At 70.5% G+C, this 22,640-nt stretch carries 22 protein-coding genes and 4 tRNA genes; 5 read left to right on the top strand and 21 right to left on the bottom strand.

What is annotated here, in order from left to right; all coding sequences use genetic code 11:
- Positions 1-27 precede the first annotated feature (27 nt).
- The 11 genes from KUV85_RS05940 to KUV85_RS05990 all read right to left on the bottom strand — a co-directional run bounded on the left by KUV85_RS05940 (position 28) and on the right by KUV85_RS05990 (position 10,920).
- A complete protein-coding gene (locus tag KUV85_RS05940; protein ID WP_219962293.1) occupies positions 28-2,352 on the bottom strand; it encodes a RelA/SpoT family protein in 2,325 nt (774 codons plus the stop codon).
- Between the two features lie 55 nt (positions 2,353-2,407).
- Positions 2,408-2,962 carry an adenine phosphoribosyltransferase gene (locus KUV85_RS05945; protein WP_237690215.1) on the bottom strand — a complete coding sequence of 185 codons (555 nt, stop codon included), beginning with the start codon at positions 2,960-2,962 and terminating at the stop codon, positions 2,408-2,410.
- Positions 2,959-4,206, bottom strand: coding sequence for a protein translocase subunit SecF (gene secF / locus KUV85_RS05950; RefSeq protein ID WP_219962294.1), 1,248 nt, complete (start codon positions 4,204-4,206; stop codon positions 2,959-2,961). The genes KUV85_RS05945 and secF overlap by 4 nt, the downstream gene beginning before the upstream one ends.
- Positions 4,206-5,969, bottom strand: a complete 1,764-nt coding sequence (gene secD, locus KUV85_RS05955; RefSeq protein ID WP_219962295.1) for a protein translocase subunit SecD — start codon at positions 5,967-5,969, stop codon at positions 4,206-4,208. Before secD ends, secF begins: the two co-directional genes overlap by 1 nt.
- Entirely contained in the window at positions 5,969-6,262 is a 294-nt protein-coding gene (gene yajC, locus KUV85_RS05960) for a preprotein translocase subunit YajC (RefSeq protein WP_219962296.1), read from the bottom strand. The genes secD and yajC overlap by 1 nt, the downstream gene beginning before the upstream one ends.
- A 124-nt stretch (positions 6,263-6,386) precedes the next feature.
- Positions 6,387-7,451, bottom strand: coding sequence for a Holliday junction branch migration DNA helicase RuvB (gene ruvB, locus KUV85_RS05965; RefSeq protein ID WP_219962297.1), 1,065 nt, complete (start codon positions 7,449-7,451; stop codon positions 6,387-6,389).
- A 17-nt stretch (positions 7,452-7,468) separates the two neighbouring features.
- Positions 7,469-8,071: a Holliday junction branch migration protein RuvA gene (gene ruvA / locus KUV85_RS05970; RefSeq protein ID WP_219962298.1), complete on the bottom strand. Its 603-nt coding sequence runs from the start codon at positions 8,069-8,071 to the stop codon at positions 7,469-7,471.
- Positions 8,068-8,643, bottom strand: coding sequence for a crossover junction endodeoxyribonuclease RuvC (gene ruvC / locus KUV85_RS05975; protein ID WP_219962299.1), 576 nt, complete (start codon positions 8,641-8,643; stop codon positions 8,068-8,070). The genes ruvA and ruvC overlap by 4 nt, the downstream gene beginning before the upstream one ends.
- A gap of 87 nt (positions 8,644-8,730) precedes the next feature.
- Positions 8,731-9,504: a YebC/PmpR family DNA-binding transcriptional regulator gene (locus KUV85_RS05980; protein WP_219962300.1), complete on the bottom strand. Its 774-nt coding sequence runs from the start codon at positions 9,502-9,504 to the stop codon at positions 8,731-8,733.
- A gap of 35 nt (positions 9,505-9,539) precedes the next feature.
- Positions 9,540-10,118, bottom strand: coding sequence for a pyridoxal 5'-phosphate synthase glutaminase subunit PdxT (gene pdxT / locus KUV85_RS05985; RefSeq protein ID WP_219962301.1), 579 nt, complete (start codon positions 10,116-10,118; stop codon positions 9,540-9,542).
- A 46-nt stretch (positions 10,119-10,164) separates the two neighbouring features.
- Positions 10,165-10,920, bottom strand: a complete 756-nt coding sequence (locus KUV85_RS05990) for a class I SAM-dependent methyltransferase (protein WP_219962302.1) — start codon at positions 10,918-10,920, stop codon at positions 10,165-10,167.
- Here KUV85_RS05990 and KUV85_RS05995 point away from each other — a divergent pair.
- Positions 10,919-11,698, top strand: a complete 780-nt coding sequence (locus tag KUV85_RS05995) for a hypothetical protein (protein WP_219962303.1) — start codon at positions 10,919-10,921, stop codon at positions 11,696-11,698. The genes KUV85_RS05990 and KUV85_RS05995 overlap by 2 nt on opposite strands.
- Here KUV85_RS05995 and pdxS read toward each other — a convergent pair whose 3' ends face one another.
- The 8 genes from pdxS to KUV85_RS06035 all read right to left on the bottom strand — a co-directional run bounded on the left by pdxS (position 11,699) and on the right by KUV85_RS06035 (position 19,703).
- Entirely contained in the window at positions 11,699-12,592 is an 894-nt protein-coding gene (pdxS, locus tag KUV85_RS06000; protein ID WP_219962304.1) for a pyridoxal 5'-phosphate synthase lyase subunit PdxS, read from the bottom strand.
- Between the two features lie 31 nt (positions 12,593-12,623).
- Complete coding sequence (gene pgsA / locus KUV85_RS06005; RefSeq protein WP_219962305.1) at positions 12,624-13,262, bottom strand: phosphatidylinositol phosphate synthase; 639 nt, start codon at positions 13,260-13,262, stop codon at positions 12,624-12,626.
- Positions 13,263-13,315: 53 nt separating this feature from the next.
- Positions 13,316-13,837, bottom strand: coding sequence for an HIT family protein (locus KUV85_RS06010; RefSeq protein ID WP_219962306.1), 522 nt, complete (start codon positions 13,835-13,837; stop codon positions 13,316-13,318).
- Positions 13,830-14,546: a TetR/AcrR family transcriptional regulator gene (locus KUV85_RS06015; RefSeq protein WP_219962307.1), complete on the bottom strand. Its 717-nt coding sequence runs from the start codon at positions 14,544-14,546 to the stop codon at positions 13,830-13,832. The genes KUV85_RS06010 and KUV85_RS06015 overlap by 8 nt, the downstream gene beginning before the upstream one ends.
- Before the next feature lie 77 nt (positions 14,547-14,623).
- A complete protein-coding gene (locus KUV85_RS06020; RefSeq protein WP_219962308.1) occupies positions 14,624-15,592 on the bottom strand; it encodes a hypothetical protein in 969 nt (322 codons plus the stop codon).
- Position 15,593: 1 nt separating this feature from the next.
- Positions 15,594-17,654 carry a threonine--tRNA ligase gene (thrS, locus tag KUV85_RS06025; protein WP_237690216.1) on the bottom strand — a complete coding sequence of 687 codons (2,061 nt, stop codon included), beginning with the start codon at positions 17,652-17,654 and terminating at the stop codon, positions 15,594-15,596.
- A gap of 93 nt (positions 17,655-17,747) precedes the next feature.
- A tRNA-Val gene (locus tag KUV85_RS06030) sits at positions 17,748-17,819 on the bottom strand.
- A gap of 66 nt (positions 17,820-17,885) precedes the next feature.
- A complete protein-coding gene (locus tag KUV85_RS06035; RefSeq protein WP_219962309.1) occupies positions 17,886-19,703 on the bottom strand; it encodes a flavin-containing monooxygenase in 1,818 nt (605 codons plus the stop codon).
- Between the two features lie 120 nt (positions 19,704-19,823).
- On the opposite strand from KUV85_RS06035, the gene KUV85_RS06040 reads away from it, so the two are divergent.
- Positions 19,824-20,999: a GAF domain-containing protein gene (locus KUV85_RS06040; RefSeq protein ID WP_219962310.1), complete on the top strand. Its 1,176-nt coding sequence runs from the start codon at positions 19,824-19,826 to the stop codon at positions 20,997-20,999.
- Here KUV85_RS06040 and KUV85_RS06045 read toward each other — a convergent pair.
- On the bottom strand, positions 20,988-21,806 hold the full coding sequence (locus tag KUV85_RS06045; protein WP_219962311.1) for an aminotransferase class IV: 819 nt from the start codon (positions 21,804-21,806) through the stop codon (positions 20,988-20,990). The two genes, KUV85_RS06040 and KUV85_RS06045, sit on opposite strands and share 12 nt — an antisense overlap.
- Before the next feature lie 126 nt (positions 21,807-21,932).
- Between KUV85_RS06045 and KUV85_RS06050 the strand changes: the two genes are divergently transcribed.
- From KUV85_RS06050 to KUV85_RS06060, 3 genes are all read left to right on the top strand, one after another.
- Positions 21,933-22,005 (top strand) — tRNA-Gly (locus KUV85_RS06050).
- A 60-nt stretch (positions 22,006-22,065) separates the two neighbouring features.
- Positions 22,066-22,136, top strand: a tRNA-Cys gene (locus KUV85_RS06055).
- Positions 22,137-22,168: 32 nt separating this feature from the next.
- A tRNA-Val gene (locus KUV85_RS06060) sits at positions 22,169-22,243 on the top strand.
- A 174-nt stretch (positions 22,244-22,417) separates the two neighbouring features.
- Here KUV85_RS06060 and KUV85_RS06065 read toward each other — a convergent pair.
- Complete coding sequence (locus KUV85_RS06065; protein WP_219962312.1) at positions 22,418-22,639, bottom strand: helix-turn-helix domain-containing protein; 222 nt, start codon at positions 22,637-22,639, stop codon at positions 22,418-22,420.
- Position 22,640 lies beyond the last annotated feature (1 nt).

Here is a 22,640-nt window from a genome sequence, read left to right on the forward strand (position 1 = left end):
ACCGGGGATCCCCGACCCACTCCTGCCTCACTGGGTGACGCGGTACGCGTCGAAGACGCCGGGTACGCCGCGGACCGTCTTCAGGACGGTGTCGAGGTGCTTGGCGTCGCCCATCTCGAAGGTGAAGCGGGCCTTGGCGACGCGCTCGCGGGAGGTGGTGAGCTGGGCGGACATGATGTTCACGTGGGCGTCGGAGAGCACCATGGTGATGTCGGAGAGCAGCCGGGCACGGTCGAGTGCCTCGACCTGGATGTTGACCAAGAACGTCGACTGGCCGGTCGGCGCCCACTCGACCTCGAGCACCTTCTCGGGCTGCTGGAGGAGGTTCGCGGCGTTGGTGCAGTCGGTGCGGTGGACCGAGACCCCGCCGCCCTTGGTGACGAAGCCCAGGATCGGGTCCGGGGGCACCGGGGTGCAGCACTTGGCGAGCTTGACCCACACCTCGGGTGAGTCCTTGACGATGACGCCGGCGTCGCCGCCGGGCGCGATGCCGCCACGGCCGCGGCGGGTGTCGATGCGGACGGCCTCGGCGAGGTCCTCCTGGGCGCCCTCGTCGCCGCCGTGCAGCTCGATGACCTTGCGGACGACGGTCTGGGCACCGATGTTGCTCTCGCCCACGGCGGCGTAGAGCGCGCTCACGTCGCTGGTGTGCAGCTGCTCGGCGACCTGGGTGAGGGTGTCGTGACTCAGCAGTCGCTTGAAGGGCAGCCCCTCCTTGCGCATCTGCTTGGCGATCTCGTCCTTGCCGCGCTCGATCGCCTCCTCGCGCCGCTCCTTGGTGAACCACTGCCGGATCTTCGACCGCGCCCGCTGGGACTTCACGAACTCCAGCCAGTCGCGGGAGGGCCCCGCGTTGGCCGCCTTGGAGGTGAACACCTCCACGACGTCGCCGTTCTCCAGCTTCGACTCCAACGGCACGAGCCGACCGTTGACGCGCGCGCCGATGGTGTGGTGGCCGACCTCGGTGTGGACCGCGTAGGCGAAGTCCACCGACGTGGCACCCGTGGGAAGGGCGATCACGTCGCCGCGCGGGGTGAAGACGTAGACCTCGGCCCGGTTGATCTCGAACCGCAGCGACTCCAGGAACTCGCCGGGGTCCTCGACCTCGCTCTGCCAGTCCAGCAGCTGCCGCACCCAGGACATGTCGTCCATGTCCCCGAGCCGTTCGGTGTCCTTGCCGGCGCGGCCGTCCTCCTTGTACTTCCAGTGCGCGGCGACGCCGTACTCCGCACGTCGGTGCATCCCGAAGGTGCGGATCTGCATCTCCACCGGCTTGCCCTGCGGGCCGATCACCGTGGTGTGCAGCGACTGGTACATGTTGAACTTCGGCATCGCGACGTAGTCCTTGAACCGCCCCAGCACGGGGTTCCACCGCGAGTGCAGCACGCCGAGCACGCCGTAGCAGTCGCGGTCCTCCTCCACGAGGATCCGGATGCCGACCAGGTCGTAGATGTCGGAGAACTCCCGGCCTCCGACGATCATCTTCTGGTAGATCGAGTAGTAGTGCTTCGGACGTCCCGTCACCGTCGCCTTGATCCGCGCCTCGCGCAGGTCGCCCTCGACCTGGCTGATCACCTCGGCGAGGAACTGGTCGCGCGAGGGGGCCTGCTCGGCGACCATCCGCACGATCTCGTCGTACAGCTTGGGGTGCAGCGTCGCGAACGCCAGGTCCTCCAGCTCCCACTTGATCGTGTTCATGCCCAGCCGATGTGCCAGCGGCGCGTAGATGTCGAGCGTCTCGTGGGCCTTGCGTTCCTGCGTGGACTGCTTCACGAACCGCAGCGTGCGCATGTTGTGCAGCCGGTCGGCGAGCTTGATGACCAGGACCCGGATGTCGCGCGACATCGCCACGATCATCTTGCGGATCGTCTCGGCGTTGGCCGAGTCGCCGTACTGCACCTTGTCGAGCTTGGTGACGCCGTCGACCAGTCGGGCGACCTCGTCGCCGAAGTCGCGACGGCACTCCTCCAGGGTGTACGGCGTGTCCTCGACCGTGTCGTGGAGCAGCGCGGCGACCAGGGTGGGCTCGGTCATGCCGATGCCGGCGAGGATCGTGGTGACCGCGAGCGGGTGGGTGATGTAGGGATCGCCGCTCTTGCGCATCTGGTCCTCGTGCAGGCGCTCGGCGGTGTGGTACGCGCGCTGCAGCAGCGCGAGGTCGGCCTTGGGGTGGTTCTGCCGCACGGCGCGGAACAGCGGTTCCAGCACCGGGTTCGTCGAGGGCTGACCACGGCCCATGCGCGCGAGACGCGCCCGGACGCGCCGGCCCGGCCCGCCGTCACCGGCCGCGGGCGCCGGCTGCATCGAGGCGGGCTCGGCGCCCCCGGGGGGCGTCGTGCGTTCCTCGCTCATCTGACCAGTCTAGGGAGTGCTGCTCCCCACCGGACGAGGTACGTGCCCGTCGACCTCACACGACGCTGAGCGAGGTCAGCGGGAGGTCGCCGATCGCGTCGCGACCGGAGAGGAACCCGAGCTCGAGCAGCACGGCCAGGCCGACCGGGGTGCCGCCGCACTGGCGGACCAGGTCGTGGGTCGCCCGGGCGGTGCCGCCGGTGGCGAGCACGTCGTCGACGAGCAGCACCCGTTCGCCGTCGCCGATGCCGTCGCGGTGCAGCTCGAGCGTGGCCTCGCCGTACTCCAGCTCGTAGGAGACCTCGTGGGTCTCCCCGGGGAGCTTGCCGACCTTGCGCACCGGGACGAAGCCGACCCCGAGCGCGAGGGCGACCGGTGCCGCGAAGATGAACCCGCGGGCCTCCATGCCGAGGACCTTGTCCACCACCGGTGCGCCGGAATCGTCACGCCCCGCCTGCGCGAGACCGTCGATCACGGCACCGAAACCGGCCGAGTCGGCCAGCAGCGGGGTGATGTCCTTGAACACGATCCCCGGCTCGGGGAAGTCCGGTACGTCGCGCACCAGTCGCTCGACCGCGGCCGTGGCCGCGGCACCCACCTCGCCGCTCACTTGCGACGCTGCGATCGCGGCTGACGCTTGGGCTGCTGGCGGCCCGAGCTGGTGCTCTCGCTGACCGGCCGCGAGCTCTCCGGCACCACGCGGCCCTTGCCGACGGCGTCCTCACGGTGCGGCGTGGACCGGCGGGCCGGCTCCCGCTCGCGCGCGGAGTCATCGTCGTCCTGGTCATCGGAGAGCTCGGACCCTCCGTCACCGACGGCCATGTCGTCGGCGAAGGCCGGGACCGAGTGGTAGGGGTCGGCGGCGATGGCCTTGGCCTTGGCGCGGGCGCGACGCTCCTGGTCCCGGACCTCTGCCTCGCCCGACTTCATGTGCACCAGCAGGCGCGGGGCGAGCATGACCGAGGAGTACACACCGGCCGCCATGCCGACGAACTGGGCGAGCGCCAGGTCCTGCAGCGAGCTCGTGCTGAGGTACAGCCCGCTCACGAGCAGGATGCCGCCGATCGGGAGCAGCGCCACGATCGAGGTGTTGATCGAGCGCACCACGGTCTGGTTGACGGCCAGGTTGGCCGCGTCCGCGTAGGACTGGGTGTTCTTGCGGAGCTTGGTGGTGTTCTCCCGCACCTTGTCGAAGACGACCACGGTGTCGTAGAGCGAGAAGCCGAGGATGGCGAGGACGCCGGTGACCGCGGCCGGCGTCACCTGGAAGCCCGAGATTGCGTAGACGCCGATGGTCACCGCCACGTCGTGGAAGAGCGCGGCGAGCGCCGCCACCGACATCTTCCACTCCTTGAAGTAGGCCCAGATGAAGAGCACCACGAGGGTCAGGAAGATGGCGATGCCCAGCAGGGCGCGGTTGGCGACCTCCTGGCCCCAGCTCGGGCCGATCTCCTGCAGGGACACGTCCTGCGGGGTGAGGCCCTCGAACTCGCCGGTGATGACCTCCCGGACGGCGGCCTCCTGGTCGGCGTCCATCGCCTCGGTCTGCAGCACCAGGGCGGTGCCGGCGGTCGTCACGGAGGGGTTCTCGGCGTTCTCGATGCCCGAGTCGGCCACCTCCTCGCGCAACGCGTCGGCGTTGGCCTGGGTGACCTCGCTCGCCGGCGGGCTGATGGTGAACTCGGCACCGCCCACGAACTCGACGCCGAAGTTGAGCGGCTTGATGATCACCGCGGCGAACGCGAGCCCGACGACGAGCAACGAGATGCCGTACCAGAGCGCACGGTTGCCGACGAAGTTGAAGGACCGGTCGCCGGTGTAGAGGTCGTACCCGGCACGCGACATCTTGCCCATCAGGCCTTACCTCCCGCCGGCGCCGTGGCCGGTGCGTCGATGCCCAGCGAGGACTTGCTCAGGCCGGACGCCTTCGTGCCGGCGTTGAAGAAGCGGTACGTCGCCAGGTAGGACATCGCCGGCTTGGTGAACCAGAACAGCACGGCGAGGTCGATGAGCGTGCTCAGGCCCAGCGCGAAGCCGAAGCCCTTGACCGCTCCCGTCGCGAAGACGTAGAGCACGATCGCCGAGAGCAGCTGGACGGTGTTGGCCGCGATCCGGGTGACGCGCGCACGCGCCCATCCGGTCTCGACCGCGACGCGCATCGACTTGCCCTCACGCATCTCGTCACGGATGCGCTCGAAGTAGATGATGAAGGAGTCGGCGACCACACCCACCGCGATGATGAAGCCGGCCATGCCCGGCAGCGTGAGCGTGAAGCCCGCCGTCTCGCTGAGCAGCAGCACCATCGCGTAGGTGATGCCCGCTCCGATGAACAGCGACGACACCACCACGGCGCCGAGACCGCGGTAGTAGAACAGGCAGAACAGCATCACCAGGGCCAGGCCCGCACCGCCGGCCAGCAGGCCGGTCTGGAGCTGGTCACCGGCCAGGGTCGGGCCGATGTCGTCGGTGCTGATCTGGTTCTCCGGGAACGAGATCGGCAGCGCACCGAACTTCAGGCTGTTGGCGAGGTCGTTGGCAGTGGTCTCGGTGAAGTCACCACTGATCTGCGATCGGCCGTTGCTGATGACCGCCTGCATCGTCGGGGCCGAGAGCACCTTGCCGTCCAGCACGATGGCGAAGAGCCGCTCGGAACCGACCAGGTCGCGTGAGATCGCCTCGAAGTCCTGCGTGGCGCCCTGCGAGTCGGCCGGACGCGCCTTGCTCTCGTCGTTGCCGAGCTCGAGGTTGACCACCCACTGCACGTCGTTCTGCGGGATGCCGGCGGAGGCGTCGTCGAGTTCGGTGCCCTCGATGACCGAGCGCGACAGGAGGTACTTGAACGAGCCGGACTCGCCGTTGATCTCGTCGAACTGGCAGGCCACGAGCGGCTGGTCCGGTTCGTCCTCCAGGTTGGCGGGCTCACCCTGCCGCTCACCCTGCGCCTCGACGAGGGTGCCCTCGTCGTTGCACTCGTAGCGGTTGTAGAGCTCGATCGAGCGCTGGTCGGGCTGCTTCATCCAGGCGAGCTCGTCGTCAACGGTGCGCTCGGCGTCGGGGTCCCACGGACCGCCGCCACCGGACTGCCCGCCGGTCGGCTGCTCGTCCGGTGCGCTCGGCTGGTCCGAGGGCGCCTCGCTCGGGGTGCCGGACGGGTCGCCGGTCGGATCGGCGGCGGCGTCGAAGTCGGGGGCGGGGCGGTTCAGGCCGAGCGGGCTCTGCTGCTGCCCGGACTGGCACAGCGACTGGTCACCACGGTCGGTGCAGGCCACGAGTCGGAACCGCAGCTGCGCCGTACGACTGACGGTCTCCTCGAGCTGGGCGCGGTCGTCGACGCTGCCGGGGACCTCGACGACGATGAACTTGTCGCCCTGGGTGACCACTTCGGCCTCGACGATGCCGCTGCCGTTGACGCGCTGGTCGAGGATGCGGCGCGCCTCCTCGAGGTTCTCCTCGGACGGCTCGCCGGCGGCGGTCAGCGTGATGCGGGTGCCGCCCTGCAGGTCCAGCCCCAGACGCGGCTTCCAGTCACCGGCCAGCGCGACGAGGCCGAAGATGATGGCCACGCCGATGAAGAAGATCGCGAGCGTGCGCCCCGGGGAGCTCTTGCGCGAGGCCATCAGCCCTCCTCGGGCGTGGCGTCACCGGACGGCTCGGGGTCGAGCTTGGCACCGACGGCACCGCGAGCCACCTTCAGCGAGGTGCCGGGAGCGACCTCCACCACCACGAAGTCCTCACCCAGTTCGGCGACGGTCGCGTAGATGCCCGAGGTGAGCATCACCTGGTCGCCGATCGTCAGCGAGGCCTGCAACTGTGCTGCCGCCTTCTGGCGCTGCTGGTTGGGTCGGATGATGAGCAGCCAGAACACCACCACGATGGCGGCCAGCCACACCAGCCACGCGTAATCCTGCACGAAGCGACCTCTCCTGCGGGTTGGGACGTTGGGGCACCGCACGCGCCCACGACGGCTCAGGGATGCGCCGACGGGCCAGTGTAGCCACGGGCCCGTGACGAACACCGCATCGGGAGGTGCCGTGTCAGTCGTCGAAGAGCGTGGCGTCCGGGGATACCTCCCGCGGGGTCTCGCCGAGGTGCTCCCACGCCGCCGGGGTGGCGATCCGACCGCGCGGCGTACGCGCGAGGAAGCCGTTGCGGACCAGGAACGGCTCGGCCACCTCCTCCACGGTCTCCCGCTCCTCACCGACCGCGACCGCAAGGGTGGAGATGCCGACCGGTCCCCCGCCGAAGCGGCGGCACAGTGCATCGAGCACGGAGCGGTCGAGGCGGTCCAGGCCGAGCGGGTCGACCTCGTAGAGGTCCAGGGCGGCCGCCGCGTTGGGCTGGCTCACGACGCCGTCGGAGCGCACCTGGGCGTAGTCACGGACGCGCCGGAGCAGTCGGTTGGCGATCCGGGGCGTCCCCCGTGAGCGCGAGGCGATCTCGCGGGAGCCGTCCGGCGTCGTCTCGACCTCGAGCAGCCCGGCCGACCGCCGCACGATCAAGTCGAGGTCGTCGGCCTCGTAGAACTCCAGCTGCGCGGTGAATCCGAACCGGTCACGCAGCGGGCTCGGGAGCAGCCCCGCCCGGGTGGTGGCACCGACGAGCGTGAACGGCGGGATCTCGATCGGGATCGCCGTGGCGCCCGGGCCCTTGCCGATGACCACGTCGACACGGAAGTCCTCCATGGCCAGGTAGAGCATCTCCTCCGCCGGCCGCGACATGCGGTGGATCTCGTCGACGAAGAGGACCTCGCCCTCGTTGAGGGCCGACAGGATGGCGGCCAGGTCGCCGGCGTGGGTGATGGCGGGGCCGCTGGTCACCCGCAGCGGCGCGCTCATCTCGCTGGCGATGATCATCGCCAGCGTCGTCTTGCCCAGGCCCGGTGGCCCGGACAGCAGCACGTGGTCCGGGGTGCGGCCCCGCTGGCGGGCGGCCTCGAGGACCAGGCCGAGCTGGTCGCAGACCCGGTCCTGGCCGACCACCTCGTCCAGCGTGCGCGGGCGCAGGGCCGCCTCGACGGCGCGGTCGTCGCCCTCGGCCTCGGCAGTCGTCAACGAGCCGAGGTACTCCTCCTCGGCGGCGGCCAGCTCGTCCTCGTGCATCGACTCCGACCCTAGGACTAGCTCTTGGACAGCGAACGGAGGGCAGCGCGCAGCAGCGTGGCGACGTCGCTCTCACCCTGGTCGGCCACGGGTGCCACCGCGTCCACGGCACGGTCGGCGTCCCTGGCCGGCCACCCGAGTCCGACGAGGCCCTGGTGCACCTGCTCGCGCCAGGGCGCGGCCGGGGCGGACGGCGCCGGCGCAGTGCCACCGCCGGCGGGCGCACCGATGCGGTCCTTGAGCTCCAGCACGATGCGCTGGGCGCCCTTCTGGCCGATCCCGGGCACCTTGGTGAGCGTCTTGGTGTCATCGCCGGCGACCGCCGTACGGAGCTGGTCCGGGTCGAGGACGGCCAGCATCGCCTGGGCGAGCTTCGGCCCGACACCGGAGGCGGTCTGCACCAGCTCGAAGACGTCCCGCTCGTCGGCGTCGGCGAACCCGAAGAGCGTCAGTGAGTCCTCCCGGACCACGAGGCTGGTGGGCACCGTCGCCTCGCCTCCGGCGCGGAGGCCGGCGAGGGTGCCGGGCGTGCACATCACCTCGAGCCCGACACCGCCGACCTCGACGACGGCGCTGGACAGGGTCACCTCGGCCACGCGGCCGCGGACATGGGCGATCATCGTGCTCCCGTCGTACGTGGTGGTCTCGAGGGCCGACGGGCGGTCGCTGCCGGTCGAGCCTGTCGCGAACGCGCGAGTGCGTCCTCGATGCGTGACTGGGCGCCTCCGCGCCACAGGTGCGTGATCGCCAGTGCGAGCGCGTCGGCGGCATCAGCCGGCTTCGGCGCCTTCTCCAGCCGCAGGATGCGCGTGACCATCGCACCGACCTGGGCCTTGTCGGCCCGGCCGTTGCCAGAGACGGCTGCCTTGACCTCGCTGGGGGTGTGCAGCGCGACGGGGAGGCCCCGCCGTGCGGCGCACACCATCGCGATGCCGCTCGCCTGCGCGGTGCCCATCACCGTGCTGGAGTCGGACCGGGCGAAGACCCGCTCGACGGCCACGGCGTCGGGCCGGTGCTCGTCGAGCCAGGCGTCGATGCCCTTCTCGATGGTGACCAGTCGCTCCGGGACGGGCACGTGGGAGGACGTGCGTACGACGCCCACGTCGACCATCGTCACGGGCCGGCCGAGCGCTCCGTCGACCACGCCGAGGCCGCACCGCGTCAGCCCCGGGTCGATGCCGAGCACCCGCATGGCCACCTCCTGTCGAACATGTGTTCGCAGGCTAGCGCGCCGCTCCCCCACGGGTCAGCCCGACACGCGGGGGCGGGACCGGCCGGCTCAGCCGAGCTCGGCCATCACCTCGTCGGAGACCTGGACGTTGGTGTAGACGTTCTGGACGTCGTCGAGGTCATCGAGCGCATCGACGAGCTTGAAGACCTTCTCCGCCGCGTCGGAGTCGACGGGGATGTCGAGCTCGGCCACGAACTGCACCTCGGCGGAGTCGTAGTCGATGCCGGCCGCCTGGAGGCCGGTGCGCACCTCGACCACGTCGGTCGCCTCGGAGAGCACCTGGAAGCTCTCACCGAAGTCGTTGACGTCGTCGGCACCCGCCTCCAGCGTCGCCTCGAGCAGGTCGTCCTCGGTGATCTGGACGGTCTCGCCGTCGCGCTCCTGCGACTTGGGCACCATCACGACGCCCTTGCGGTTGAACAGCCGCGACACCGATCCGGGGTCGGCCATCGTGCCGCCCGTGCGGGTCGTCGTGGTGCGGACCTCCATGGCGGCCCGGTTCTTGTTGTCGGTCAGGCACTCGATGAGGAACGCGACGCCCTGCGGGCCGTAGGCCTCGTACTGGATCGTCTCGTAGTCGGCGCCGCCGGCCTCGAGACCGCCGCCGCGCTTGACCGCGCGCTGGATGTTGTCGTTGGGGACCGAGCTCTTCTTCGCCTTCTGGATGGCGTCGTAGAGGGTCGGGTTGCCGTCGGGGTCAGGACCGCCCTGCCGGGCCGCGATCTCGATGCCCTTGATCAGCTTGGCGAACAACTTGCCGCGCCGGGCGTCGATGACCGCCTTCTTGTGCTTGGTGGTCGCCCACTTGGAGTGGCCTGACATCAATCCCTCTTCTCTCGGCAGACAGCACGTCGATTCTATGCCGTGGCCAATCCGTCAAGGAACAGGCGGTGCAGCCGGCCGTCGCCGTCGACCTCGGGGTGGAAGGCCGTGGCGAGCAACGGACCCTGCCGGACCGCGACGGCGTGACCGCGGGCCTCCGCGAGCACCTCGACCCCCGGACCGACCTCCTCGGCCCAGGGTGCGCGGATGAAGACGCCGGGCACGGGCCCCGCGACACCGACGACGTCCAACGCGCCCTCGAAGGAGTCGACCTGGCGGCCGAAGGCATTGCGCCGCACCGTCATGTCGATGCCACCGATCGTCTGCTGCCCCTCGGCCGCGTCGAGCAGCCGGTCCGCGAGCAGGATCATCCCCGCGCAGGTGCCGAAGGCCGCCATCCCGTCGCGCACCCGCTCCCGCAGGGGCTCGAGCAGGTCGAAGGTCGCCGCGAGCTTGATCATCGTCGTCGACTCCCCGCCGGGCAGCACCAGTCCGTCGCACTGCGCCAACTCGGTGGGGCGACGTACGGGGAAGGCGTCGGCGCCGAGCGACGTCAGCGCGGCGAGGTGCTCGCGCACGTCACCCTGCAGGGCGAAGACTCCGATCCGGGGCACGGCCCGAGGGTAGTGCGACCGGTCATCCGGGCGCCGGCCCGGGCCGTCAGCGTGGCTTGGTGGCCTCGAGCACCATCGTCTCGAAGTGGACGACCTCCCGCGGGATGCCGGTCTCGACGCCGTGACGTTCGACGTCGCGGAGCTCCGGGTCGCCGGACTCCCCGAACGCGCACCGGGTGAGGTCGGTGAAGCCCGCCTCGGTGAGCAGGGCGCGCAGGGCGGGCTCGTCGTAGAGGTACTGGTGGCCCCAGGCGCGCATCGCGAGGTTCAGCACGCCGACGGGGTCCTCGCGGCCGCGGAGGTAGCGCCGCCCCATCAGCTCGACGAACCGTCGGCCCTCCTCGCCCTCCTCACCGCGGTAGGCCGCAACGAGCCGTGCCAGGTCCGGCGTCGCGACGCGCAGGACGCCGCCCGGTCTCAGCGCGCGCAGGCAGTGGCGCAGCAGGCGCTGTCCGGCCCGGTAGCGCACGTGCTCGATCACGTGCTCCGCGCCGATGTAGTCGATGCTGGCGTCCGGGAACGGCAGCAGACGCGTCGCGTCGACCGCGAGTACGTCGTCGCGCCGCGGACTGACGTCGGTCGCGAGCCAGCCGTCGAGCTGTGTCAGGCCCGCACCCAGCTGGACCTTGCGCACCGGATGGGTGGCCAGGTAGCGGCTGACCAGCTCGTCGGGATCACTCGTAGGATCGACGGGGTCGATCGCCGCCGGTTCGCCGCCGCCGAGGAGGCCACGCACCATCCGCAGGTCTTCGCGCAGGCCACGCAGCGTGCGGGAGTTACGAGCAGAAGGAATCCGAGCCATGACTCGACCCTACGTTCCGGCGGGGATCCTCGCGCTGCTCCTGACCATGCTCCTCAGCGCCTGCGGTGAGGACGCCCCGGCGACCGATCCGTCCGGTCTCGCGAGCCTGTCCAAACCCACGGCGGAGCCGTCCGCCCCGACCACCCTGCCCGCCACCACGGATCCCGCCTCCCCCGTGGTGACGGCGTACACGACCTGGCTGGCGGGGCTCGCCACCGAGAACGCGATGGCCACCTGCGACCAGCACGCGCCGGCGCTCACCATCGACCTGCGCCAGCGAGCGATCATCGAGGGCCGTGCCCAGCAGGGCGACCCGTGTGAGGACTTCGTCGCACTGCTGTGGGAGTCGCCCGACGTGGAGACCGAGCCAATGTCGATCGAGGTCACCCAGGAGACGGCCGAGGACGCGCTGCTCGCCGTCGACTTCCCCGGGGCCGACCAGACCGTGCGGATGGTCAACCGCTACGGCAGCTGGTATGTCGAGTCCACCACTCCGCGCGAGGCCGGGCCCGAGCGGTGGCTGGACGCCTGGTGCTCCCTCGAGGTCGGCGCGGACCGCGGCGAGGTGATCGAGGCAATGGGCACGCCGAGCGGGGAGTACACCGTGGCCAACGGCGGCGAACCGCAACTGTGGTGGGCCGCCGGGCCGTACGACTTCCGCGCCTACCTGGACCTCCGGGGCACGGTCACCGAACTCGTCGCGGACCACGACGCACTCAGCGCCGAGGACCGGGACCGGCTCGACTGCCCCGAACTGCGGAACCGCACGAACTCCTGACTACCAGCCGCGCTCGGCCAAGCGGTGCGGCTCGGGGATCTCGTCGACGTTGAGCCCGACCATCGCCTCACCCAGGCCGCGGCTGACCTTGGCCACGACGTCGGGGTCGTCGTGGAAGGTCGTCGCCTTCACGATCGCCTCGGCGCGCTGCTGCGGGTTGCCCGACTTGAAGATGCCGGACCCGACGAAGACGCCCTCGGCGCCGAGCTGCATCATCATCGCCGCGTCGGCCGGGGTCGCGATGCCGCCGGCGGTGAACAGGACCACGGGCAGCTTGCCGCTGCGTGCCACCTCGGCGACGAGCTCGTACGGCGCCTGCAGCTCCTTCGCGGCGACGTACAGCTCGTCGGGCTCGAGCGCGCCGAGACGGCGGATCTCGGCCCGGATGGTACGCATGTGCGTCACGGCGTTCGAGACGTCACCGGTGCCGGCCTCACCCTTGGAGCGGATCATCGCCGCGCCCTCGGTGATCCGGCGCAGCGCCTCACCGAGGTTGGTCGCACCGCACACGAACGGGACGGTGAAGGCCCACTTGTCGATGTGGTTGGCGTAGTCGGCGGGCGTGAGGACCTCGGACTCGTCGATGTAGTCCACGCCCAGGCTCTGCAGGACCTGCGCCTCGGCGAAGTGCCCGATGCGGGCCTTCGCCATCACCGGGATCGAGACGGCCTCGACGATGCCGTCGATCATGTCGGGGTCGCTCATGCGCGACACGCCGCCCTGGGCCCGGATGTCCGCGGGGACGCGCTCCAGTGCCATCACGGCCACGGCTCCGGCGTCCTCGGCGATCTTGGCCTGCTCGGGGGTGACCACGTCCATGATCACGCCGCCCTTGAGCATCTCGGCCATGCCCCGCTTCACGCGGGTGGTGCCCACTTCGTGCGACTCGTTCATGCTGCCAACACTAGGCCGTCAACGACGTTGCTCACGCATCGGTCCCGCCCGCACGAGCGGCGTCGAGGGCGAGCGCCTGCCGGCGCACCTTCATCACCCGGAAGACCACCGTGTAGGTGCTGGCCAACGCGAGCACCCACAGTGTGACCTCCATCAGGATCGGCAGCCCGAAGATCGCACCGAGGCCGGTCATCACCAGGATCGCCACGAGCCGGTCGGCCCGCTCGGCGAGGCCCCCCTTGGCGTCCATCTGCAGCGACTCCGCACGCGCCCGGGCGTAGGACGTCACCGATCCCATGACCAGGCACCACAGCGTGACGCACAGGTAGAGGTAGTCGTCGCCGGGGCCGGCGAAGTAGAGAGCCAGACCACCGAAGATGGCGCCGTCGCCGATGCGGTCGAGGGTGGAGTCCCAGAAAGCGCCGAACGTGGACTTGCGGCCGGTCTCACGCGCCATCTTGCCGTCGATGAGGTCACTGAAGACGAACGCAGTGATGACCAGGACGCCGATGAGCAGCTCCCCCTGCGGGAAGAAGACCAGTGCGCCCGCCGCGACACCGAGGGTGCCGACGAGGGTGACCGCATCGGGGCTGATGCCGAGCTTGATGAAGAGACGGACGAAGGGCATCAGCACGACGCCCTGCCAGAAGTCCTTGAACCGGTCCAACATGTCGCGCTGACCCTATACGCCGCCGCACTTGCGCGCCCGCTGCGGCTCCTCGCTCAGCGGCCCCAGGCGTCGGCGAGCAGGTCCCGGGTGTCGCCGAGCAACTGGGGCAGCACCTTGGTGTCGCCGATGACGGTGAGGAAGTTGGCGTCACCGGACCACCGGGGTACGACGTGCTGGTGCAGGTGCGCCGCGAGCGATCCACCGGCCGGGCCGCCGAGGTTGAGCCCGACGTTGAACGCGTGCGGCTGCGCGACACTGCGCACGGCGCGCAGCGCCTGCTTGGTCATCGCGGTCAGCTCGTCGGACTCCTGCTCGTCCAGGTCCGTGAGGTCCGGGACGTGGCGGTAGGGCAGCACCATCAGGTGACCCGGGTTGTAGGGGTAGAGGTTGAGGACGGCGTACGTCGTCCGGCCGCGCGCGACGACCAACGCGTCGTCGCGGGAGGTGGCCGGGTCGGACGTGATGCGGCAGAACGGGCACGCCGGCAGGTCCGGGTCGTCGCTGGTCTCCTCGCCGCGGATGTAGCTCATCCGGTAGGGCGTCCAGAGCCGCTCGAGTCCGTCGGGGTCAGTCATCCTCGGGCTCCAGGCCCGCGAGCAGCTGTTCGACCGGCCCGTCGGGCAGCACGATGTCGCGGGCACGGGCGAGACCGTCGATCTGGTACCAGATCGTCTCGGTCATCATGTCCACGAACTCAGCCGGCGGCGGCCGCAGCTCGCCGCGTCCGCTCCAGTAGCGCACGGACTGGAAGCAGCCGCCGACGACGCCGAACATCCACGGCACCAGCGCACTGCGCTCGTGCGGGCTGAGCTCGGTGCCCAGCAGGGACACCACCGAGACCATCAGCTCGTCGATGTGGCCCGCGATCCGCAGGATCTCCTCGTCCATCGGCTTCTCGTGGTTGCCGGGCAGGTCGCGCTCGGCGAACCGAGTGAGCGCCGGGTTGTGCAGTGCCCAGCCGACGTAGGCGTCCAGGATCCGCCGGATGATGTCGAAGGGGGTCCCCCGCAGCTCCAGCGCGGGGATGAGCACCTCGGTCGCACGGCGACAGATGTCGCGCTGGACGGCGAGGTCGAGGTCACCGCGGTCCTCGAAGTGCCGGTAGACGACGGTGCGGCTGAGCCCCGCCTCGTCGGCGATCTCCTGCACGTGGATGTCCTCGCCCGGCGCGTGCCGGCCCAGCACCGCCACGGCCGCGTCGAGGATGACCTGGCGGCGCTCCTCGTTGTGCTGCTGCCAGCGCAACTGGCGTCCGTCGACGCGCTTGTTGCGGCTCGCCGCCATGGTGCCTCCTTCTGCTGGCCTACGCCGGCCAACCTATCCGGCGGCGCTCGCCGCGCCGTCCGGTGGGCCCGACCGGCTCAGTTGGCGTGGAACCAGCGCCCGAGGTCGGCCGCGATGCCCGGGCAGGTGATGTTGTGGTCGCGGCGGTCGGCGACCCACTGGCCGAAGACGGCGCGTCCACCCTGGATCGACCAGTCCTCGCCACACCGGCTCGCGGCCTCCGCGCGCGACGTCTGGCCGGCGGCGCGCCACTCCGGCACGCCCAGCTCGAAGCCGCCGACGATCTCGTCCCACATGTAGGGCGTGGAGTAGACGCCGATCTCGTAGCCCTCCTCGCGGTAGGCGCGCGCGGCACCCTCGACGACGGCGGCGTTGGCGACCTTGTCCGCGCTCCACTCCCAGTCACGCACCGGCTCGACGTCGAGCCACACGATCGGCGTCTGCAGGCCCGCGCGCTGCATCGTGGCGAGGTTGTACGCCGCCTGCTGGTGACCAACGTTGCGCAGCCGGCCGAGCCGGTCGTCACTGTCGTGCGGCCCGGTCGCGCCGTACTCGGCGAGCTGCTGGTCCGTGGGATAACTCAGCACCGAGTACGCCGACACGAGCAGTCCGCGCTCGGCGACCCAGTCGACCTGGTCGGCCAGGCACGGGTTCGGCGTGAAGCCGGGGCCGTTGGTCAGGCCGATGACGACGTACTCCGCCTCCGGGACCGGCATCGGCATCCCCAAGGTGGGGCGCTGCTCGATCCCCATCCCCTTCGGGCACTGCGGCCAGCTGATGTCCGCACCGAGCACCGGCCCGTTGCGCGGCGCCACCGACTGGTCGGTGGGCTGGTCGCCCGCGAGCTCTTCGGCGAGTCCGGCGAGGTCGCTGGCCCGGGCATCGGCCTCGGCCCGCGGGCTGCCCGACGGCGCCGCGGAGGGCAGAGGCGCGGCCTCGCTGGTCTCCTCCGGCGTGGCCGGCACGGTGCCCTCCTCCGTCGCGGCCGGGCCGCACCCGGCCAGCACGAGGAGCGTGGCGAGCACCGCCGTCACCCGGAGGCGCATCTCAGACCTGCACACGCGAGCGCACGGCGTCGACGACCCGCTCGATGGCCTCGTCGATCGGCACGCCGTTGTCCTGGTGGCCGTCGCGGTAGCGGAACGAGACCGCGCCGGACTCCTGGTCGTCGTCGCCGGCGATCAGCATGAACGGGACCTTGGCCAGCTGGGCGTTGCGGATCTTCTTCTGCATCCGGTCGTCGGAGTCGTCCAGCTCGATGCGGATCCCCTGCGCGCGCAGCCGGGCGGCGACCTCGGCGAGGTAGTCGTTGTGGCGCTCGGCGATCGGGATGCCGGTGACCTGGACGGGCGCGAGCCACGGCGGGAAGGCGCCGGCGTAGTGCTCGGTGAGCACGCCGAGGAACCGCTCGATGGAGCCGAACAGCGCGCGGTGGATCATCACCGGGCGCTGGCGCGAGCCGTCGGCCGCGGTGTACTCGAGCTCGAATCGCTCGGGCAGGTTGAAGTCGAGCTGGATGGTCGACATCTGCCAGGTCCGCCCGATCGCGTCGCGCGCCTGCACCGAGATCTTGGGTCCGTAGAACGCCGCTCCCCCGGGATCGGGCACGAGCTCGAGGCCCGAGGAGCGCGCGACGTCCTCGAGGGTCCGGGTGGCCTCGTCCCACACCTCGTCCTCACCGACGTACTTCTCGGGGTTCTTGGTCGACAGCTCGAGGTAGAAGTCCTCCAGCCCGTAGTCCTGCAGCAGCCCGAGGACGAAGGAGAGCGTGCGGGAGAGCTCCTCGTGCATCTGGTCGCGGGTGACGTAGAGGTGCGCGTCGTCCTGCGTCATCCCCCGGACCCGGGTGAGGCCGTGCACCACGCCGGACTTCTCGTAGCGGTAGACGCTGCCGAACTCGAACATCCGCAGCGGCAGCTCGCGGTAGGAGCGTCCGCGGGAGCGGAAGATCAGGCAGTGGTAGGGGCAGTTCATCGGCTTGAGGTAGTAGTCCTGGCCCGGCTTGACCAGTGCTCCGTCCTCGTCCCGCGTCTCGTCGAGGTGCATCGCGGGGTACATGCCGTCGGCGTACCAGTCCAGGTGGCCAGACGTCGCGAACAACTCGCCCTTGGTGATGTGGGGGGTGTAGACGAACTCGTACCCCTCCTCCTCGTGGCGCCGCCGGGAGTAGTCCTCCATCTCCTTGCGCAGTACGCCGCCCTTGGGGTGGAAGACCGCGAGTCCCGAACCGACCTCGTCGGGGAAGCTGAACAGGTCCAGCTCGCGGCCGAGGCGACGGTGGTCGCGCTTCTCGGCCTCCTCGAGGCGGTGGAGGTACGCCGCCAACGCGTCCTTGGACTCCCAGGCGGTGCCGTAGATGCGCTGGAGCTGCTTGTTCTTCTCGTCGCCGCGCCAGTACGCCGCCGCCGACCGCATGAGCTTGAAGGCAGGGATGCGCTTGGTGGTGGGCAGGTGGGGCCCGCGGCACAGGTCGGACCACGCCGCCTCGCCGTTGCGGTCGATGTTGTCGTAGATCGTCAGCTCGCCGGAGCCGACCTCGGCCGAGGCACCGTCGACCGCGTCGATCTCGCTGGTCGCGCCTTCCCCGTCGGTCGAGCCCGTCGAGGCCCCCTTGAGGCCGATGAGCTCGAGCTTGTAGGGCTCCTCGGTGAGCTCGGCCCGCGCGTCGGCGTCGGTGGTGACCCGGCGCGAGAAGCGCTGGTTGGCCTTGATGATCTTGCGCATCCGGGACTCGATCTTGTCGAGGTCCTCGGGCGTGAAGGGCTCGGCGACGTCGAAGTCGTAGTAGAAGCCGTCGGTGACCGGCGGACCGATCCCGAGCTTGGCGTCGGGGAACAGGTCCTGCACGGCCTGTGCCATGACGTGGGCGCAGGAGTGGCGCAGGATGTCGTGGCCGTCGGGGCTGTCGATCGCGACACCCTCGACGACGTCGCCGTCGGCCAGCTCGTGGGCGAGGTCGCGCAGTACGCCGTCGCCCGCACCCGCCGAGACCCGCGCCGCGATGACGTCGGTGTCGTCGGTGAAGAGCTCCCACGCCTTCGTGCCCGTGGTCACCGTGGTGTCCCGACGTGCGTCGGCGGACAGGACGGTGACCTTGATCTCGGACACGGGTGATGCTCCTTGGGCTCGGGTGGGTCGATGCTATCGGTCCACAAACAACTGAGGCCGGTCCATTTCCGGACCGGCCTCAGTGCTCGCGGGTGGGCGTTACTGGGTTCGAACCAGTGACCTCTTCGGTGTGAACGAAGCGCGCTACCACTGCGCCAAACGCCCTCGTGATCAGCGGGGCAGACTCTAGCGCACGGGCAGGCGGGGAATCACATCCGGCCCGGACCCGGGTCAGGACAGGTGGTGGACCTCCTGCCGGCCGTGGACGGGGGTGTCGATGCCGACGTGGCGGGCCTTGAGTTGCAGCGCCAGGTAGAGCGAGTAGTGCCGCGACTGGTGCAGGTTCCCGCCGTGGAACCAGAGGTTGTCCTGCTGGGTCGGCTTCCACATGTTGCGCTGCTCGCCCTCCCACGGGCCGGGGTCCTTGGTGGTGTCGGACCCCAGGCCCCAGCACTTCCCGACCTTGTCGGCGACCTCCTGGCTGATCAGGTCAGCCGCCCAGCCGTTCATCGACCCGTAGCCGGTGGCGTAGACCACCAGGTCGGCCGGCAGCGTCGTCCCGTCGCCGAGCACCACGGCGTCCTCGGTGAGGTGGTCGACCTGGCCCTTGGCGAGCGCCACCGAGCCGTCCGCGACGAGCTCGGCGGCGCCGACGTCGATGTAGTAGCCCGAGCCGCGGCGGAGGTACTTCATGAACAGCCCGGAGCCGTCGTCGCCCCAGTCGAGGTCGAAGCCGGCGGCCTCCAACCGGTCGTAGAACTCCTTGTCCCGTTCCCGCATCTGGTCATAGAGCGGGATCTGGAAGGTGTGCATGATCCGGTACGGCAGCGAGGCGAAGATCAGGTCGGCCTTCTCCGTCGTCACGCCGGCGGCGAGGGCGCGCTCGGAGTAGAGGTCGCCGAGACCGATGTCCATCAACGTGTCGCTCTTGACGATGTGGGTCGAGGACCGCTGCACCATGGTCACGTCCGCGCCGTGCTCGTACAGCGCGCCGCAGATGTCGAAGGCGGAGTTGTTGCTGCCGACGACCACGACCCGCTTGCCGGCGTACGCATCAGGGCCGGGGTGCTGGCTGGAGTGCTGCTGCTCACCGGCGAAGACCTCCTGCCCGGGGAAGGACGGCACGTTCGGCTTGCCCGACATGCCGGTCGCCATCACCAACTGGGTCGGCCGCAGCGTGACGGGCTCACCATCGCGGACCACCTCGACGGTCCAGGACTCGGTCGCCTCGTCATAGGACGCCGAGTGGGCCTCGGTGCTGGTCCAGTAGGGCACCTCCATGACCCGGGTGTAGAACTCCAGCCAGTCCCCGATCTTGTCCTTGGGTGCGAAGACGGGCCAGTTCTCCGGGAACTTCAGGTAGGGCAGGTGGTCGTACCAGACGGGGTCGTGCAGGCACAGCGACTTGTACCGGTTGCGCCACTGGTCGCCCGGTCGCGGGTGCTTGTCGATCACCAGCGAGGGCACCCCGAGCTGGCGCAGCCGGGCGCCGAGCGCGATGCCGCCCTGTCCCCCGCCGACCACCAGCACGTAGGGCTGGGCGTCCTTGCCCCAGGCGACGTCCTCGGCCTCGCGGCGCTCGAGCCAGCTCGCCCGGTCGGGGTTGACGCCGTGCTCGGCCCCCATGGGGCGGCGGTGCCCGAGTGGCTCCTCGTGGCCCTTGAGCTCGTGCAGCGTGGTGAGGAACGTCCAGGCCCGGGGGCCGTCCTCCTCGACCAGGCGCACCAGGCCGCGGCCGCGACCGACGGAGGTCTCGAACTCGAACCACGCGGTGCGTACGCCGTCGGCCTCCTCCGAGGGCTCGGTCAGGGTGAACCCGTGGGGCTGTACCCGAGTGAGGGTGGATCCGAGGAGGTCGGCCACGCCGGCACGGTCCTCGACGGTGGTGAGGTTCCACGAGAACGCGATGAGGTCGCGCCAGAAGCTGGTGGTGGCGAAGAGACCGGCGGCAGCGTCGACGTCGCCGGCGGCGCAGGCGTTCTCGAAGGAGGCCAGCCAGTCGGCGGCCGGGTCGGTGGCGGTGCGTGGCCGCTCTTGGGTCTGGGTCATCGGGGGTCGTCCTCTCGGTCGGGTGTGACCCCCAGCACACTCCGCGCGAGCGACCGCCCCAAGGGTTGCAGCGGATTGCAACGTGGCCGACGTCACACTGGCTCGCCTACACTCCGGGGCATGGCCACCTCGCCGGACCTGGCGGCGTTGGCCCGTGATCTGGTGCGCATCCACGACGCCGTACTGACCGGGGCCACGCCCCCGCAGCAGCCACGCGCCCTGGTCGCCCGCTCGTGGTCGCGGATGCTCGACCTCGGGCTGGACCCTTCGGCGCGCAACGACCGCAACCCGTTGACGCCCGCCGAGCTCGAGGCGCGGCGGCGACGCTCGCGCCTGTCGCTGGTCATCGAGGAATTGCGACTGGTGCTGGCCAGTGCCGCCGACGCCTCGCGCTACCTCGTCGTGGTGACCGACGCCGACGGCGTGGTGCTGTGGCGCGACGGCTCGGCCGCCGTACGCCGTCACGCCGACCGGCTGGGGTTCGCCGAGGGGGCGACCTGGACCGAGGGCACGGTCGGCACCAACGCGATCGGCACCGCCCTGGCCGAGGCGGCTCCGGTGCAGCTGTTCTCCGCCGAGCACTTCGAGTCCGCGCAGCACCCCTGGTACTGCACTGCGGCACCGGTGCACGACCCGGCCGACGGCAGCCTGCTGGGCGTGGTCGACGTCAGCGGCCCCGCGCTCAGCCTGCACCCGACGGTGCGGGCGCTGGTGACCACGGCCGTCCGGCTCGCCGAGGCTCAGCTCTGGCGGCGCCACGAGGAGCGGCTCGACGACCTGCGTCGCGCCGCCGCTCCCCTGCTCGGCGGGGCGAACGGTCCGTTGCTGGTCGTCGACGACCACGGCTGGGTCGCCGCGGAGCACGGCGTGAGTGGACGCGACCGCATCGAGGCGCCGCAGGCCGAGCGGACCGTCGCAGTGCCCGGACTCGGCCTCTGCGTGCCCGAGCGCCTCCACGGCGGGTGGCTGATCCGTCCGAGTGCGCCCCAGCAGCTGACGGCGCGACTGGAGCGGGGCGCCGGACAGGCGACGCTGGTGATCCACCACGGCGAGGAGCCGTGGGTGCGGACGCTGACGCCGCGGCACGCCGACATCCTGACCCTGCTCGTGGCAGTCGGACCGAGTGGCGCGACGGCGGCCGACCTCAGCCGCAGCCTGTTCGGTGACGGCGACCACGAGGTGTCGGTGCGGGCGGAGATCTCCCGGATGCGGCGCACGCTGGGCGCGCTGGTGGCGACCAACCCCTACCGGATCCGTGACGGCGTCGAGGTCAGCGTGGTGACCTCAGCCGAGTAGCTGGGGCTCGTGGCGACGCCACGTCGCCATCGCCTGCTCGGTGAGCGGACCGGGGACGCTCCACTCCCGGTCGTCCCACCGGTGCACCGGCTGGACGTCCCTGGTCGTGGAGACGAGGAAGACCTCGTCGGCCTCCCGCGCCACCGCGATCGGCTCGTCGACCTCACGTGCGCCGCACCAGTCCAGGACCAGGGCACGCGTGATGCCGGGCAGGCACCCGCTGGCGAGTGTCGGCGTACGCAGCTCGCCGTCGACGGCGTAGAAGACGTTGGTGCCGGTGCCCTCGCACAGGTTGCCCGCGACGTTGGCGAAGATCGCCTCCGAGGCGTCGTGGCGGCTGGCACGGTCGAGCGCCATCACGTTCTCGGCGTACGACGTGGTCTTGAGCCCGGCGAGGGCGCCGTGCTCGTTGCGCGGCCACGGAGCGGTGACGACGGCCGTGCTCTCCGGATGCGGCGCCATGGGGGCGACGACGACGATCGAGGTGAGGTCGGCATCGCCGCGACCGGACCCGAGCGGTGCGTCGCCGCCGGTGACGGTGATGCGGATGCGCCCGAGCGGCAGGACGTAGCCCTCGAGCAGTTCCGCGACGCCCTGCCGGATGGCGGCGATGTCTATCCGCGGCAGGCCCAGGCCTTCGGCGGAGCGTTCGAGGCGCTGGAGGTGCGCGGCGAGCGCGAACGGTTGCCCGTTGACCACCTTGACGGCCTCGAAGACCGCGTCGCCGACGGTCACCCCGTGGTCGGTGACGGGCACCGCGGGAGCGGTGGGGTCGGACAGGACTCGGCCGTTGATCCATGCGCGCACGGCCTCACCGTAGCGAGTCCCGAACCCCTCCTCCGACACGCAGGACCCCCCGGTTTTGTACGGCCCGCGACGCTGGGCTAGTGTTCCTTCACGCATCGCCCGGTCAGCACGAACGGGAGATCGCAAGCGGACGTAGCTCAGTTGGTAGAGCGCAACCTTGCCAAGGTTGAGGTCGCGAGTTCGAGCCTCGTCGTCCGCTCGGAGAGGTCAGAACCACTGGCCGACCAACGGTCGGTGTCACGGCCGGCCTGCAATCCATGGTGGGTTGGCCGAGAGGCGAGGCAACGGACTGCAAATCCGTCTACACGGGTTCGAATCCCGTACCCACCTCGAGACGGGACACCCTCCCACAACTCAATCCGGGGCGATTGGCGCAGCGGTAGCGCGCTTCCTTGACACGGAAGAGGTCACTGGTTCAAACCCAGTATCGCCCACCAACGTTTTCGCAGGTCAGGCCCGGTTTTCCGCGTGGAAGCCGGGCCGTCGTGCAACATACGTGCAACTAGCTTTCAAGCGTTCGTCGAAAAGACCAACCGTTGGGGCAGGCCGGCGCGGCCGACCTCGGTTGCTCGGTCAGACCCGCTACTCCTGCGCGACACTGGTCATCGCGGTCACGACCGCGCACTGGGGATTGGTCGCATGAGGGCGTCGACATCTTCGGGCTTGACCCGCAGGTTTGGCCTTCGGGTCTTGCCGCAGGTGTAGGCGGGCAGTTCGCCGGTGGCGATGCGGCGTCGGATGGTCTTGACTGACACGTCCACGCGTCGTGCTGCGGCGGCCAGGGTCAGCCACCGGGGCTCGCTGGGCTCCTCGATCGACGTGGTGGTGGCCATG

This window comes from Nocardioides panacisoli (genome assembly GCF_019448235.1).
GTDB lineage: Bacteria > Actinomycetota > Actinomycetes > Propionibacteriales > Nocardioidaceae > Nocardioides > Nocardioides panacisoli_A.

What these genes read in the sequence shown, in the direction of transcription:
- KUV85_RS05940 (WP_219962293.1), bottom strand. Translation starts at nt 2,352, where the DNA reads ATGAGCGAGGAACGCACGACGCCCCCCGGGGGCGCCGAGCCCGCCTCG.
- secF (WP_219962294.1), bottom strand. Translation starts at nt 4,206, where the DNA reads ATGGGCAAGATGTCGCGTGCCGGGTACGACCTCTACACCGGCGACCGG.
- secD (WP_219962295.1), bottom strand. Translation starts at nt 5,969, where the DNA reads ATGGCCTCGCGCAAGAGCTCCCCGGGGCGCACGCTCGCGATCTTCTTC.
- ruvB (WP_219962297.1), bottom strand. Translation starts at nt 7,451, where the DNA reads ATGCACGAGGACGAGCTGGCCGCCGCCGAGGAGGAGTACCTCGGCTCG.
- ruvA (WP_219962298.1), bottom strand. Translation starts at nt 8,071, where the DNA reads ATGATCGCCCATGTCCGCGGCCGCGTGGCCGAGGTGACCCTGTCCAGC.
- ruvC (WP_219962299.1), bottom strand. Translation starts at nt 8,643, where the DNA reads ATGCGGGTGCTCGGCATCGACCCGGGGCTGACGCGGTGCGGCCTCGGC.
- KUV85_RS05980 (WP_219962300.1), bottom strand. Translation starts at nt 9,504, where the DNA reads ATGTCAGGCCACTCCAAGTGGGCGACCACCAAGCACAAGAAGGCGGTC.
- KUV85_RS05995 (WP_219962303.1), top strand. Translation starts at nt 10,919, where the DNA reads ATGACTCGACCCTACGTTCCGGCGGGGATCCTCGCGCTGCTCCTGACC.
- KUV85_RS05990 (WP_219962302.1), bottom strand. Translation starts at nt 10,920, where the DNA reads ATGGCTCGGATTCCTTCTGCTCGTAACTCCCGCACGCTGCGTGGCCTG.
- pdxS (WP_219962304.1), bottom strand. Translation starts at nt 12,592, where the DNA reads ATGAACGAGTCGCACGAAGTGGGCACCACCCGCGTGAAGCGGGGCATG.
- pgsA (WP_219962305.1), bottom strand. Translation starts at nt 13,262, where the DNA reads ATGTTGGACCGGTTCAAGGACTTCTGGCAGGGCGTCGTGCTGATGCCC.
- KUV85_RS06010 (WP_219962306.1), bottom strand. Translation starts at nt 13,837, where the DNA reads ATGACTGACCCCGACGGACTCGAGCGGCTCTGGACGCCCTACCGGATG.
- KUV85_RS06015 (WP_219962307.1), bottom strand. Translation starts at nt 14,546, where the DNA reads ATGGCGGCGAGCCGCAACAAGCGCGTCGACGGACGCCAGTTGCGCTGG.
- KUV85_RS06020 (WP_219962308.1), bottom strand. Translation starts at nt 15,592, where the DNA reads ATGCGCCTCCGGGTGACGGCGGTGCTCGCCACGCTCCTCGTGCTGGCC.
- KUV85_RS06035 (WP_219962309.1), bottom strand. Translation starts at nt 19,703, where the DNA reads ATGACCCAGACCCAAGAGCGGCCACGCACCGCCACCGACCCGGCCGCC.
- KUV85_RS06040 (WP_219962310.1), top strand. Translation starts at nt 19,824, where the DNA reads ATGGCCACCTCGCCGGACCTGGCGGCGTTGGCCCGTGATCTGGTGCGC.
- KUV85_RS06065 (WP_219962312.1), bottom strand. Translation starts at nt 22,639, where the DNA reads ATGGCCACCACCACGTCGATCGAGGAGCCCAGCGAGCCCCGGTGGCTG.